General features: G+C 29.0%; 14 protein-coding genes. 12 read left to right on the plus strand and 2 right to left on the minus strand.

The annotated features are described in order from the left end of the window. Positions 1–180 precede the first annotated feature (180 nt). From L1S49_RS10445 to L1S49_RS10465, 5 genes are all read left to right on the plus strand, one after another. Positions 181–1,959 (plus strand): hypothetical protein, encoded by a 1,779-nt coding sequence (locus tag L1S49_RS10445; RefSeq protein ID WP_238904215.1) that lies wholly within the window; start codon positions 181–183, stop codon positions 1,957–1,959. Between the two features lie 62 nt (positions 1,960–2,021). Next, the gene (gene manA, locus L1S49_RS10450; RefSeq protein ID WP_238904217.1) at positions 2,022–2,999 is read left to right on the plus strand and encodes a mannose-6-phosphate isomerase, class I; all 978 of its coding nucleotides are present in this window, start codon (positions 2,022–2,024) and stop codon (positions 2,997–2,999) included. Between the two features lie 630 nt (positions 3,000–3,629). Next, on the plus strand, positions 3,630–4,496 hold the full coding sequence (locus L1S49_RS10455) for an undecaprenyl-diphosphate phosphatase (protein ID WP_238904219.1): 867 nt from the start codon (positions 3,630–3,632) through the stop codon (positions 4,494–4,496). Between the two features lie 306 nt (positions 4,497–4,802). After that, the gene (locus tag L1S49_RS10460; RefSeq protein WP_073016907.1) at positions 4,803–5,900 is read left to right on the plus strand and encodes a 6-phosphofructokinase; all 1,098 of its coding nucleotides are present in this window, start codon (positions 4,803–4,805) and stop codon (positions 5,898–5,900) included. A 140-nt stretch (positions 5,901–6,040) separates the two neighbouring features. Further along, on the plus strand, positions 6,041–6,820 hold the full coding sequence (locus L1S49_RS10465) for a serine hydrolase (RefSeq protein WP_021802379.1): 780 nt from the start codon (positions 6,041–6,043) through the stop codon (positions 6,818–6,820). A 123-nt stretch (positions 6,821–6,943) separates the two neighbouring features. Here L1S49_RS10465 and L1S49_RS10470 read toward each other — a convergent pair whose 3' ends face one another. Together L1S49_RS10470 and L1S49_RS10475 are read right to left on the minus strand one after the other, a co-directional pair. Next, positions 6,944–7,261, minus strand: a complete 318-nt coding sequence (locus L1S49_RS10470) for a hypothetical protein (protein ID WP_238904221.1) — start codon at positions 7,259–7,261, stop codon at positions 6,944–6,946. Between the two features lie 342 nt (positions 7,262–7,603). Further along, complete coding sequence (locus tag L1S49_RS10475) at positions 7,604–7,921, minus strand: hypothetical protein (RefSeq protein WP_073016902.1); 318 nt, start codon at positions 7,919–7,921, stop codon at positions 7,604–7,606. Between the two features lie 561 nt (positions 7,922–8,482). Between L1S49_RS10475 and L1S49_RS10480 the strand changes: the two genes are divergently transcribed. The 7 genes from L1S49_RS10480 (at position 8,483) to L1S49_RS10510 (ending at position 14,372) form a co-directional block, all read left to right on the plus strand. Beyond that, positions 8,483–8,626, plus strand: a complete 144-nt coding sequence (locus tag L1S49_RS10480; RefSeq protein ID WP_175550846.1) for a hypothetical protein — start codon at positions 8,483–8,485, stop codon at positions 8,624–8,626. A gap of 18 nt (positions 8,627–8,644) precedes the next feature. Beyond that, entirely contained in the window at positions 8,645–8,884 is a 240-nt protein-coding gene (locus L1S49_RS10485) for an AbrB/MazE/SpoVT family DNA-binding domain-containing protein (protein ID WP_073016897.1), read from the plus strand. Between the two features lie 804 nt (positions 8,885–9,688). Next, complete coding sequence (locus tag L1S49_RS10490; RefSeq protein ID WP_073016894.1) at positions 9,689–10,585, plus strand: DMT family transporter; 897 nt, start codon at positions 9,689–9,691, stop codon at positions 10,583–10,585. A 162-nt stretch (positions 10,586–10,747) separates the two neighbouring features. Further along, positions 10,748–12,253 carry a methyl-accepting chemotaxis protein gene (locus tag L1S49_RS10495; protein ID WP_238904223.1) on the plus strand — a complete coding sequence of 502 codons (1,506 nt, stop codon included), beginning with the start codon at positions 10,748–10,750 and terminating at the stop codon, positions 12,251–12,253. A 151-nt stretch (positions 12,254–12,404) separates the two neighbouring features. Continuing rightward, complete coding sequence (locus L1S49_RS10500; protein ID WP_238904225.1) at positions 12,405–12,785, plus strand: PilZ domain-containing protein; 381 nt, start codon at positions 12,405–12,407, stop codon at positions 12,783–12,785. 232 nt (positions 12,786–13,017) lie between these two features. After that, on the plus strand, positions 13,018–13,941 hold the full coding sequence (gene pyrB, locus L1S49_RS10505) for an aspartate carbamoyltransferase (protein ID WP_238904226.1): 924 nt from the start codon (positions 13,018–13,020) through the stop codon (positions 13,939–13,941). Then, a complete protein-coding gene (locus L1S49_RS10510) occupies positions 13,941–14,372 on the plus strand; it encodes an aspartate carbamoyltransferase regulatory subunit (protein ID WP_073016885.1) in 432 nt (143 codons plus the stop codon). Before pyrB ends, L1S49_RS10510 begins: the two co-directional genes overlap by 1 nt. Positions 14,373–14,380: the final 8 nt, after the last annotated feature.

A 14,380-nucleotide genomic window follows, 5' to 3' on the forward strand; every position in this document is an offset into this window, starting at 1 on the left:
TAAAATTTTCAATTAATCAATCTTTTTAGATTATTGACTATAATATATATTTTAAATCTAATTAGAAGTATAACATAATGGATAATTTATATAAAATAAATTTGTACAACAAAATTTATAGCTTTTTAAGAAGTATTTTGTTAGAATCTACTTAGGAATTATGAAATTTTAGGAGGAAATATGGATAATTTCAAGGAAAACCTATACATGATTAAGGATAAGTGTAAGAAATTAATAAAAACACTTTATAGTAAATATAATAAGGCGGCTGAGAAATGGAGCTTCTTAAAATCTAAAACATTTGTAGGAATTGTAGTAGCAGTTTTATGTATTGTTATTTTCTCCACAGTAGCTACCCTTAAAAAGGGACGATTAACCATTGCAAATAACAAAGCAGAAACTCTTTTTTATGAAAGAGATTTTGAAAATTCTTTAGTTGAATATAAAAAGATACAAGAAGACGATAAATGGCCTATTTGGACAGTTAAAATGGCAGAGGTACACTCAGTTAAAAGAGATTACGAGCAGTCAAATAATCTATTAAAGGAAGCAATGGAAAAAAGAAATGAGATTATGGTTTCGAAAACTGAAAAACTTATAGAAAAGGATAAAGAGTTCATAAACCATGTAGTTTTTACTTATTTCATGAATAAGGATTATGATGATGCACTTAAAATAGGTGAAGAATTTTTAGATACATATGAAGGGTACAAACCTTTAATAAAAACAATGTATACAGTATATATGGTAAATGGAGAAAAAAATAAAGCAGAAGAGTTAGTTAAAGAATATCCTGTTGATGAGGAATCAGCTTATGATATAGCTGTTTTAGCTAAGATGCAGATGATTCTAAATGATTGGGACAAAGGATTAGATACATTAAAAGAAGCTTGGAATAAGGATAAAGATGAGCAGAAGGTTTTTGACATCATAGCTCAAGAAGCTGCTTATAATAAGAATTTTATATTAGAGAAATTGGTTGAGAGAGTTTCTAAAGAGCCAGAAGAACTTGCGTACAAAATGTGGATTGCTAAGGTTTATTCTATGTCTTCTGTATCAGCAGATATGGCAGACAAGTATCTACAAGAGTTAGATGGAAAAGATGTTGGTAAAGTAAATATAAAAATTATAAAAGCTAAAAATTATGAGAATTTAGGAGAAAGCGAAAAAGCAGCAGAGCTATTAGGTGAAATTACAAAAGAAAATAAAAACTCCTACATTGCATACCATACTGAAGCTTGGAACTATTATGAAAAAGGTGAATATGATAAGGCTTTAGAAATGGCTGATAAAAGCATTTTAGCTAATAAGGATTACCCAGATAATTATGGATTTTTAATACCAGATGTAATGATGAAAAAAGGGAATACAGAAGAGGCTGAGCCATATTTTAGAACAGCTCTACTTAAGGAACCTTTTAATTTTAATATAATGGTTAAAATAGCTGACTTCTATTGGTATACAGCCAAGGATAGTAATGCTGCTTACGAATATTTTAACTTAGCATCATTAGTAAAACCGATGGATTCAGAAGTTAACTACAATATGGCTATGATTAAATTAACCAACAATGAAATGGATGCAGCAGTAGATTTATTAAAAAAATCAATTTCCTTAAATGAAGCAGTTCCTAAATATCATAGAACATTAGGTACCGTATATATGAATAAAGAAAAATATACTGAAGCTATAACAGAAGTTAGGTATGCATATTCAGCAGATAAGGCAGATCCTCTAACTTTAAATAATGCAGGATGTTTTTACATTTCTATAAATGGAGATTTAGATAGAGGAATGATAAACTTAAAGGCAGCATTAGATGGAAAAGATTCAATTAATGATGAGGAAATAAAAAAGGCTATAGAGGATAATTATAATAAAGCCAAAAACCTTTATGATGAATTCCAAAAAGAAACTGGAGCATCACTACCTGTTCCTGAATTTACCCTGTTTTATTAATTAATAGTGGAATTTTATTGGATTTTGTATTATGCTAAAATGAGAAAAAAGGAGGTATGTACATGTATCCAATTATATTTGAAAATTTGTATTATGATAGAATATGGGGAGGAAGAGAGTTCGAGAAATTCAGAGATAATCTTCCAGAAGGTGTTATTGGTGAGAGCTGGGATATAGCATGTCATCCAAATGGAACTGGAATAGTTGCAAATGGTGAGTATAAAGGGATGTCTTTTACTCAATTAATAGAGGAAAAAGGAATAACTTTATTAGGAACAGAAGTTAAGGGAGATAGATTTCCTCTTTTATTAAAACTTATAACTTCAAACGATAGTTTATCAGTTCAAGTTCATCCTAATGACGAATATGCATTGAAAAATGAAGGTGATTTAGGAAAAACTGAAGCTTGGTATGTAATAGATGCTAAAGAAGGTGCAAAACTTGTTGTTGGAACAAAAGACTGCACAAAGGAACAATTTGCAAAAGCCATAGAGGAAGGGAATTTAGAAAAGTATCTAAATGAAGTTCCAGTAAAGCCTGGGGATATGTTTTTTGTGAAAAGTGGATTAGTTCACGCTATTGGAGAAGGAGTATTAATAGCTGAAATTCAGCAAAATAGTGATACTACTTATAGAGTATATGATTATAATAGAGGAAGAGAAATTCACGTAGAAAAAGCTTTAGATGTAATAGATTTTTCACTTAAGGGAGAAAAGTCTAATGGAATTACAGTAAAGTATGATGGATATGAAAAAACTTATCTTTCTTTATGTGAATACTTTTCTATTGAAAAATACGATATAAAAACTGAAGTTAAAGAAGTAAGTGATAAAGAAAGATTTTATCTTTTAACTTGTGTAGAAGGAAATGGTGAAATACATCATGAAAATGGGAATTTAACCATTGCTAAAGGAGATTCAGTTTTTATTCCGGCAACATTAGGAGAATATAGTGTTAAAGGTAATTTAAAAGTTTTAAAATCTTATGTTCCAGATGTTAAAAAAGTTGAAGAAGAGATTTTAAATAACATAAGAGGATAATATATGAAAAATGACACCTGTTTTTAGGTGTCATTTTTCATATAAAGATATTCTAAAGAGGAAGGGGAAGGATGTACGTGGTATATGAAAAAAATAAAGAACAAATAAGATTAAACTAACACCATTATAAATAATTTATTATACATAGATAATCTTTCGACTAAATACAAATAAATCACTACCTATAACAATGGTTCGTTCCACCATATAAAATATTTACACAACCCTATATAACCTCACGGCTATATAACATCATTACAACACCTTATATGATGTTAGCTAAACCCTATATGATAAGTTGGAATATTAGTATAATAAGAAGTTTTAGTTTCCGACTATAAAAACACTTTTCCTAACCATATAGAATTCACTAGATCAAATATAAATCTGAATCAACTTATACTCAATTCTAGCAAGCTTAAATAAATCTAAAAGAATCATTTAAGTATTGGCTTAATCGTTATTTGTTCCATGCTATTATATTAACCTGAATTAGTTTTTATATTCTGGTAAGTTATGGAGAAAAATTAGTAACATATTTATTAAGAAACTTTCAATAAGATGGACAAGCAAAGTTATAGGTTCTATAATTAATTTTAGATTATAAATATTAGGTTAAGGAGAGAAAGAATGGGAATTGATTATTTAGTTATTTTAAAAGCTATAGTTATAGCAGTAGTTGAAGGAATAACAGAATTTATACCTATATCATCAACAGGACATATGATATTAGTTGGGAACCTTATAGATTTTAAAGGTGAATTTGCAGATATGTTTGAAGTAGTTATTCAACTAGGTGCTATTTTGGCTGTTGTCGTTCTATATTGGAAGAAGATATACACTACTGTATTAGAATTTTTTAATTTTCTTTTTGGTGGGAAAAAAGAAGCTAAAAGAGGATTTGATTTTTGGATATCGGTTTTAATAGGTACAATCCCTGCCATTATATTAGGTTTTGCATTTCATGATCTTATTAAAGAAAAATTATTTTCAACAAAAACAGTTGCTATTGGATTTATAGTAGGTGGAATTCTTTTAATATTAATTGAAAATAATTTTAGAAGAAATCTTAAATACAAAAAAAATGTTACAAGAGATATAGATAAGATATCTTTTGTTCAAGCTATAAAAGTTGGTATATTTCAATGCCTTGCTATGTGGCCTGGTATGTCAAGAAGTGCATCGACTATTATGGGAGGATGGGTTTCCGGTTTAAGTACTCCAGTATCGGCAGAATTTTCATTCTTTTTAGCAATACCAGCTATGATAGGAGCATCAGGTCTTGATTTAATAAAATATAAAGGATATGCAACTATGACTTCAACCGAATGGTTAGCCTTGGCGGTAGGATTTGTGGTGGCATTTCTAGTAGCATTACTTGTTATTGAAGGATTTATTGCATTTTTGAAGAAAAAACCAATGAGAATTTTTGCTATTTATAGAATTTTTGCAGGAATAATATTAGTAGCATTAATAGCTACAGGTGTAATTAAATAGATTGAAAAACTATAAAGAGTATAAATAGACTTTGTTGAAATTATTATTTATGCTCTTTTCATTTAAAATGCACACAATATAAAGTTAAAAAAAGGATATAATTCATTAATATTTAACAAAGAAAAGAGATGAAAAATGTCTTTGCACTTTCAGAATATTATGATATCATTTAATTGTAACAATAGTCTGAAAATTTGCAAACGTTTTGTGAAAAGTCCTTTGAATAGTGTAAACATTAGAAAGTTTATAGTACTTTCAATGCAATATAAATTTAAGAATAACCTACAGAAGTAGAGGGGGATTAATATGGTACAAGGAATCAAAAAAATTGCACTACTAACAGGAGGCGGAGATTGTCCGGGATTAAACGCTGTAATTAGAGCAGTAACTAGAACAGCAATATTAAACTATGGGTACGAAGTTATAGGGTATAGATATGGGTATAGAGGACTATATAATAATGATTATGTTCCTTTAACATTAGAAAGTGTATCAGGGATTCTTCATAGAGGAGGAACTATTTTATATAGTTCAAACAAAGATAACCTTTTTGATTATACAGTAGAAGAAAATGGAGCCATGGTTAAAAAAGATGTTTCTGATGTAGCTGTAGAAAACATGAAAAAAGAAGGCGTAGATGTTTTAGTTGTTATAGGAGGAGATGGGACTTTAACTTCTGCAAGAGATTTTGCAAGAAAAGGTGTTAAGGTTATAGGAGTTCCTAAAACTATAGATAATGACTTGGCATCAACAGATATAACTTTTGGATTTAACACTGCTATAGGAGTTGCTACGGAGGCTTTAGATAGACTTCATACAACAGCAGAATCACATCATAGAATTATGGTTTGTGAAGTTATGGGAAGAAATGCTGGATGGATTGCATTAGAATCAGGAATAGCTGGATCAGCAGATGTAATTTTAATTCCAGAAATACCATACGATATAAATAGAGTTGTAGATAAGATAAATGAAAGAAAGCAAAATGGTAAACCATTCTCTATAGTTGTTGTGGCAGAAGGTGCTAAGTCAAAAGATGGAGATGTGGTGGTAGCTAAAATAGTTAAAGATTCTCCAGATCCAATAAGATTAGGTGGAATTGGAAATAAGTTAGCAGAAGATTTAGAGAGTATAATAAAAGAAAATGAAGTTAGATGTACAGTTTTAGGTCATGTTCAAAGAGGAGGCATTACTTCTCCATTTGATAGAATATTATCAACTAGATATGGAGTAGCAGCTGCTGATTTAATTAGTAAAGGAAAGTTTGGAAATATGGTTTGTTTAAAAGGAAATCTTATTTCATATGATTCTTTAGAAAATGTAATTGGAGCTAACAAAAATGTAAATCCTACAGGTGAGCTAGTAACTATAGCTAAAAAAATTGGTATTTCTTTTGGAGATTAAAATAAAAGCACTAATTCCCCAATGGAATTAGTGCTTTTCTAAATGTAAAAATAATTCTAATAAATGTTAAAATACTTCAAAATTTTCTGACAATATGTTATAATAGATGTAGCAGAACAGAATGGAAGCTGGAGGGTATTATGAAAGAGATTAAGAGATATTTAGAATCAAGAATAGGTAATTATAGTTTCTACTTTGAGGATTTACATTCAGGATACATGTATAGTTACAATGAAAACGTTCAAATGGTAGCGGCTGGATGTATGAAGTTGCCAATAGCTGTATCATTAATAAAATCTGTTGAGGAAGGCAGATTTACATTTTTAGATAAAATAAAGATTGAAAGTAAAGATAAAGTTTATGGTACTGGTATAATTCATGAGTTTAATGAGAGAGAATATACTATATTTGAATTACTAGTGGCTATGCTAATACAGAGTGATAATACTGCTGCTAATAAAATTATTGATTTAGTAAGTATGGAAAAAATCAACAAAGATATTAAAGAAATGGGATTAAGAAGCACTATTCTTAATAGAAAGACCACAGATGAAAGATCAGACCAAAGTGAATTAGAAAACATAACTTCAGCATATGACCTTTCAAAGATATGGAAGCATTTATATAACGGAACTTTCTTAAATAAAGAAAATAGTACTATGGTTATAGATATTTTAAGAAGACAGCAGATAAAAAATAAATTAGCATTATATATATCTGATGATTTAAAATATGATATATCATCTAAAACAGGGGATAAAAAAGGTGTAGAAAATGACACTGAACTTATCCAATTATCCAAAGGAAATTTTGTTTTCACAATTCTTTCTATGGATATTCCAAACAGTGTTTACGGAACCGTTACTTTAGCAAAATGTGGTAAGATGATGTGGGATAATGTAATGAATAATTGGCACTAAGCCATGAAATACTGATAACTCCTAGGTTCTAGGAGTTATCTTTTTTTGATTTTAGGCAAACGTCACAAATCAGTCACAAATTTTATTTTTTAAAGAAATTTTATATCCTTAATAAGGATTCTATTAATATCCAGAATCATCAAGTTGAGATAAGAAGTAATCCCTATCAATTGGTGTCATTGCTATGATCTGGTCAATAAAAAGGGTGAAAGTAAAATCGGTATAATTAGTTTTTACTCCATTATTATTAATAATTATTACATCAGTGAGTGAAATTTGACTAGATATATAATTACCTTCTGGATCTTTATAAGGTTTACCAATAACTTGTCCAAACGAAGTTAAGAAAAGACTATCAGCATAGTCGTTTGCAATTAATAACGCTAAAAAGGAATATTCTTTTAAGGTACATTTAGTTTTTAAAAGTTCATTATATTCCACAGTAACACCACCTTTTAACAAAATTTTACCATAAGTAGATATATAATACTAGAAAGAAGAAATTGATTGTTACTTGTAATTGGGAAAATAAATAGAGATAGTAGAAGAACATAAAATCAAGTTAGTTTGATGAGCCATCTTATTTTAGTTAACTAACTATAAAAATGAATAATAACCTAAAACACAGCATTATTTAGAAATGAATTTTGGGGTGTTTTTTAGTTCATAATGTAAAATATATGATATTAAAAAGAATCATACCTGTAGAAGCCTAGTTTACTACAGGTATGATTCTAAAACAGCAAATATCAAAGCAATTTTAAAGATGCTTGTTAGTACATTTTAAGAGATATAGGCTTCTCCATCACCTATAATTACAATTCTATGCTCTGGCTTTAATGATATCAAATTAAATTTTTGAGATTTAGGAGGTAGGCGTATAGCTTGTTGTGCTATCTGATCTTTATCATAAATCTGCAAAAATATAGGTCCTTTTTCAGATACATTTTGAATATAGTAAAGATTACCTTCAGAAAAATTAAAGTCAGATACTTTATAAACCCCCTCTTTAAAGGTATTCGTATTTGAAACTGCGTTAGCTTTAGATGGAATTAAAAATAAGAACAAAAGAATTAAAAAAGTACTAGTAAATTTCCTCATATGCATAGCCACCTTTCATAGTTATTGTGATAATATAAAAAGTTAAATATTCATAAACCGAAAAAATATTAAAAATATGATTCAACAAAAGGCTAATTTATGTATTAGCATATAATGAGGATACCAATGCTTTGGAATTAAGTATTTGCAAATTAATAAAAGAACTGTTGGAACCAGATAACCAGTTAACCAGTTAGCCAGAAATACAGAAAAACAGATAAGAATATAACCAGTTAACCAGCAAAAACAATTAACCAAAGAAATTTTAGATAAGAGCTTCAAAAATAAAAAAAGTCTTACTTACTGATATCTTAAGAAATTTGTGAAACAACTTAACAAAAGTTTCAGTTTATTTTAAGAAAAGAGCTGTATTATATAGATAATCGAATGTTGATTAAGATTTGAGAGGAGATTGAAGATGATAAGAATATTTTCGATAATAGAGAGAAAGAGAAGAAGTTTACATAAATCCATCAATATGTATGGAATTAGTGATAATAGGGTATTAACTAAGAGTAGAGAGCTTGATAAGCTAATACTTATAGAGCAAAGGAGAAGGTTATGTTTATTAAATACTGCCAAGTATTTCAATGCATGTGCAGCGAAGTAAAGGATATTATTAAAGGTTATGATGTTGTATGTAGTGGAGAGTGTTATAATTGTAATGAGTGCAAGGACTTGACAAAAGAAGAAACTGAAGAATAAATTTTTAGGAGGATAATTATGAAAAGTACAGGAATGGTAAGAAAAGTAGACGAGCTAGGAAGAATAGTACTACCAAAGGAGTTAAGAACAGTAATGAATATAGATATCGCTGACTCCCTAGAGGTATTCACTGAGGAGAAAACAATGATTCTAAGAAAATATAATCCGGGTTGCACTATCTGCGGCAATATAAAAGGTGGACAAGACTTTAAAGGTAAGTATGTTTGTGAGGATTGCTTGGAGGGGATTAAGAAGTAGTTTTTGCCTAATAAAGGTTTTGTTTGGTATTAAAAAGAAATAAAAAGAGCTAATAGAAGAGATGATAAAATTGATGGATGTTTGTTAACAGAATGTTTATTGTAATGACACATGAAGGACACATAGTAACTCTATAATAAACTTATAAGTTGAAATTAAGTTTTTTCATTATTCTTCTCCCTTTTAATAAAGCAGTCACTGTTGCGTGGCTGCTTTATATTATTGGGATATATATCTATTGAAAAGAAGCAGGAATAATTTAAAAAAACACTCCAAAATCAGCTAATAATATTCAAAGATTTTAGGTGCTTTATAGGCTTCTTCTCAAGCCTCATCAATAAAATTATGTTTAATAAAAAGTTAAACACCTTATTCCTGTAGAAGCGTTCCACAGCTTCATTAGAGTCATTTTACTTAAATATTATGTTTAATAAAAAGTTAAATGCTTAAAAAGTTAAAAAGTTAAATGTTTAAACATTTAAAAAGAAAAAAAGAAAAACATTTAAAAAGAAAAACATTTAAAAAGAAAAACATTTAAAAAGTTAAAAAGCTGACTAGACACCAATTAATATAGAGAGATGTAATCTGAAATATTATAGATGCAGAAAAGCCTAGGAGAATATACTCTTAGGCTTTTCTATATTTAATAAATAATATAAATAATATGAGTCAATAAAACTTTCAATATTATTATATGCTCAGAAATATTTGGCGTCACAATATAGTGAGGATTTTGAATTAATTTGTAGAAAAAAATGTGGTTGTGGTATTATAATAGAGAATTTAATCTAAGGGGGAGAATAAATGAATAATAAAAGATTAGCTGCTAATTCACTTCTATTGCTAGTTGCAGCTATATGGGGTTTTGCATTTGTTGCACAAAGAACTGGGGCGAATTATGTAGGTGCATTTAGTTTTAATGGAATAAGGTTTGCGATAGGTAGTATTTCGCTTGTTCCATTAATTATTTTTTTTGATAAAAGAAAAAAGAAAGAGAAAAAGTATGATGTTGGCTTTAAGAAATCTATATTGCCTGGAATTATAGTAGGTCTTATTCTTTATGCTGGGGCAAGCTTACAGCAGATTGGACTTATGTATACAACAGCTGGAAAGGCAAGTTTTATAACAGGTCTTTATGTGGTTTTAGTACCCATTATAGGAATTTTATTAAAACATAAAATTGAAAAAAATGCATGGCTTGGAGTAATTATTTCAGTAGTTGGTTTGTATCTATTAAGTGTTAATGAGAATTTTTCAATAGCTTATGGAGACTTGCTTGAGATTATAGGAGCTGTTTTTTGGGCTATACATATTTTAGCTATAGATTATTTTTCAGATAAGATAGATGCTCTAAAATTATCTTGTATACAGTTTGCAACTTGTTCTATTTTAAGTTTAATCACTTCGGCTATATTTGAACAAACTACTTTAAGTGGGGTATCTCAGGCGTTAGTTCCAATACTCTATGGAGGAATTTTATCGGTTGGAGTGGCTTATACACTTCAAGTTGTAGCTCAAAAGAATGCCAAACCTTCTCATGCTGCAATAATATTGAGTATGGAGTCTGTGTTTGGTGCCTTAGGGGGAGTTATTTTATTAGGTGAAACTATGAGTATTAGAGGCTATATAGGGTGTATGTTTATATTTTTGGGAATAATTTTATCTCAAATTAAATTTAGTGAGGATACTAACTTTAAATAATATTTTATTATATTATTTAAAAAAAATTAAAATTAGAGTATAATTAGTTATAAATTATTTAATATTGATACGCAATAAAGAGGTTGTGGCTTAGCTGCTCTTAAGGAGCAGTAAGTTGTGATCTCTTTTTATTGTAGATATTTTAAAGAGGGGATTATACAAATGAATTATTTAAATTTAATTGAACTTATTATAATAGTTATACTTATTTTAGCTTTTACCTTTCAGGTGATAAAAAATAGAAAAATAAAAGATGAATATAAAAAAGCTATTGAAAAGATAGTTTCTGGAGATTTGACTTTAAATATTGAAGATAATAAATTTATAGACAATGATTTAGGTAAAGTAACTGAAAAACTAATATCTTGGATATATAATACTTTAAGATCTTCAACTAGAATTTCACAGCAGCTTAATAACATATATTCTTCTTGTACTACATCCATGGATACTGCTAAAAGCGTAGGCGAAAAAATAGATGGATTTGAACATAAGGCAGAACATACTTTTAAAAGAATTGATGAACTAAACTCACTTACTAATAATATATACAATTCACAGCAGGAGATGTACGCTCTTTCAAATAAGGTAAAAGAAAGTGCAGCTCAAACAGAAGATTCTATAAAAATGGGAGGAAAGACTGTTGAAGATGCTGTAGAAATTCTTGAAGATATGAATGTACATATGGACGATCTGATAGGTGATATAACTAATTTAGCAAATGTTACGGATACTGTTGAGAAGATGGCTGATTTAATAAGTAAGCTTGCAAAAAATATAAATCTACTATCATTAAACGCTGCAATAGAAGCTGCTAGAGCAGGTGAAAGTGGCAGAGGATTCGGTGTTGTAGCAACTGAAGTTGGAAAATTAGCGGACGAAAGTGCAGTTTATGCAAAGGATATAAGAAGCAATATAGAAAACATAAAGGTTAAAAGTAATGCGGCTGTTGAGGCAATAAATATATTAGGTGAAAAAGGCAAAAAGGTTCAGACCTCTACGAGTTCTATAAAAGAATGTTTTAATGACATAAATACTGAGGTTACGGATATAATAGGGTCAGTTCATTTAGTTTCTAAAAAGATAGAGGAGCAATTATCTTCTAACGAAAAAATTAAGGTAGTATCTGATGATGCTTCAGAATTTTTTAAAGATTTTAATGTTGAAGTTAATAATATAGTTGTAGATATAAAGAAGCAATATGAACTAGAAAGATTAAATATTGATAGTTGTGATAATATGTCTAAAGATATTAAAACCTTGCTAGAATTTACTCAAGAATTTGAAAATATTATTTCAGAAAAACTAGTAAGCCATTGTGAAGTTTTAGCAAAACAGATGTGCAGTGAAAAGATAAACAACGAGTTTCTTGATAAATATTCAACTGAAAGTGGAATATCAGAATTTTACATAACAGATGGGGACGGGGTTACAATATTATCAAATAATAAGTTTGGCATAGGATTTAGATTTACTGAGGATGAAACTTCACAAGCCCATGTATTTAGGAATATACTTAAAGATAATAAACTTATAGTAACTCAAAACTTTATGAAAAGAGATGTGGATGATAAATACTATAAGTTTGTTGCTATATCAAGAAAAGATGGAGAAGGAATTGTACAAGCTGGGCTTGATCTTGAGGATATACTAAAATTAAAAATATAAGAACTAGAACTCTAAACCACCAGAATTTTTTGTCAACATAAATTTTTATATTGAAATAAAAATAGCTTAGTTACAAGCTTTAGATAGAATGATATAATTAGATTACAAATTTAAAGATATTGATTTCAAAAGCGTATAAAGGTGGGTTAGTATGGAATCAGCAAAAAATAATAAAGTATACTCATTTTTGAAGGAAAAGAGAGCAAGCAAGAGAATTGATTTTGACTTAGAAATCATGTATCCGAGAATAAATGATAAAAATGTAAATAATCCTAGCGGAGATCCTATTATGAGAGCACTGAATATATCTGAGGCAGGAATCTGTATAAGTAGCGATATTCCACTTAAGAAAGGTGATTTTTTAGATATTCTTTTATCTGTCAAGGGGAGCCCTTCTTTTACAGCCATTATGGAAATAAAATGGGTAGGATATGATGATAAAGCTTTTCTAGCTGGGGGAGAGTTTTTATGTTTGACAATGGATCAAATAAATACAATTAGAGGTTTTGTTAATAAATCTTTAGAAAGTTAATAAAGCGTATAGCTCTTAAATTTAGTACAGGGCTATTGACAATAGGTTATATTTTTGCTATTCTCTATGTAATATAGAGCCTTTAATTTGATCCAGAGAGGTCATTAAGGAAGTAAAGTTACCATACTAAATGGACGTATTACGCCTTCCTTTAAGGAAGGCTTTTTTTTAGGCAAAAATGCCTTATTAGTCCCTTTAAATTTAACACAGAGAGGTTAAAAAGGAGGAAATTATGAATAAAATTAAACATTTAATAGATCCTATGGATCTTACTGTAGATGAGCTAAATGAAATTTTTAATTTAGCTGAGGATATTATAAAATATCCTAAAGAATATTCAAGTCTAATGCAGGGAAGAATCCTTGCCACTCTATTCTATGAACCAAGCACTAGAACTAGATTTTCCTTTGAAGCTGCTATGATGAGGCTTGGAGGAAGTGTATTAGGTTTCTCAGAACCAAATTCCTCATCTGTTTCAAAAGGGGAAAGTCTTTCTGATACTATTCAAATAGTTTCTACCTATTCAGATATTATTGCAATGAGACATCCAAAAGAAGGTTCAGCAAAGGTTGCAACCATGTTCTCAAGTGTTCCAGTTATAAATGCAGGTGATGGTGGACATCAGCATCCAACCCAAACTCTTACTGATTTGTTATCCATAAGAAATTTAAAAGAGAGTATAGAAAATAACGTTATAGGAATATGTGGTGATTTAAAGTTTGGAAGAACTGTTCATTCACTTTTAAAAGCCATGTCTAGATATAAAAATAATAAGTTTATATTAATATCACCAAAAGAACTTACAATTCCAGAATATATAAGAGAAGAAATACTTATAGAAAACAATATAGAATTTATGGAAGTTGAAAGATTAGAGGATGTAATTGATAAATTGGATATCTTATATATGACTAGAGTTCAAAAAGAAAGATTCTTTAATGAAGAGGAGTATATAAGATTAAAAGATAGTTATATTTTAGATAAAAATAAGATGAAGTTAGCTAAAAAAGATATGATAGTACTTCATCCACTACCTAGGTTAAATGAGATTTCAAAAGAGGTGGATAAGGATCCAAGGGCATGTTACTTCAAACAAGCTGAGTATGGAATGTACGTAAGAATGGCACTTATATTAAAGCTTTTGGAGGTGAAGTAATGCTTAAGATAACCACAATTAAAAAGGGAATAGTAATGGATCATATAAAAGCAGGAACTGGGATAAAGATATTTAATCATCTAGAACTTGATAAGGTGGAATACCCAGTGGCATTAATTATGAATGTAGAAAGCTCTAAACTTGGTAGAAAAGATATTATAAAGATTGAGGATAATGTATCTCTAGACTACACATTTTTAAGATTATTATCGCCAACTATAACGATTAATATAGTAGATGATGAACGAATAGTAGATAAGATAAAGCCAACTTTACCAGAGAAGGTTGTAAATATAATTTCATGTAGAAATCCAAGATGCATAACTACAATAGAAAAGGATATACCTCAGGTTTTTAATCTTACTAGTAAAGAAAAAGGGGTATATAGATGTGACTATTGTTATGAAACTAGCGAATTTTGCAATTTGTAAACTGGAGG

This window comes from Clostridium sp. YIM B02506, assembly GCF_022324845.1.
Taxonomy (GTDB): domain Bacteria; phylum Bacillota; class Clostridia; order Clostridiales; family Clostridiaceae; genus Clostridium_T; species Clostridium_T intestinale.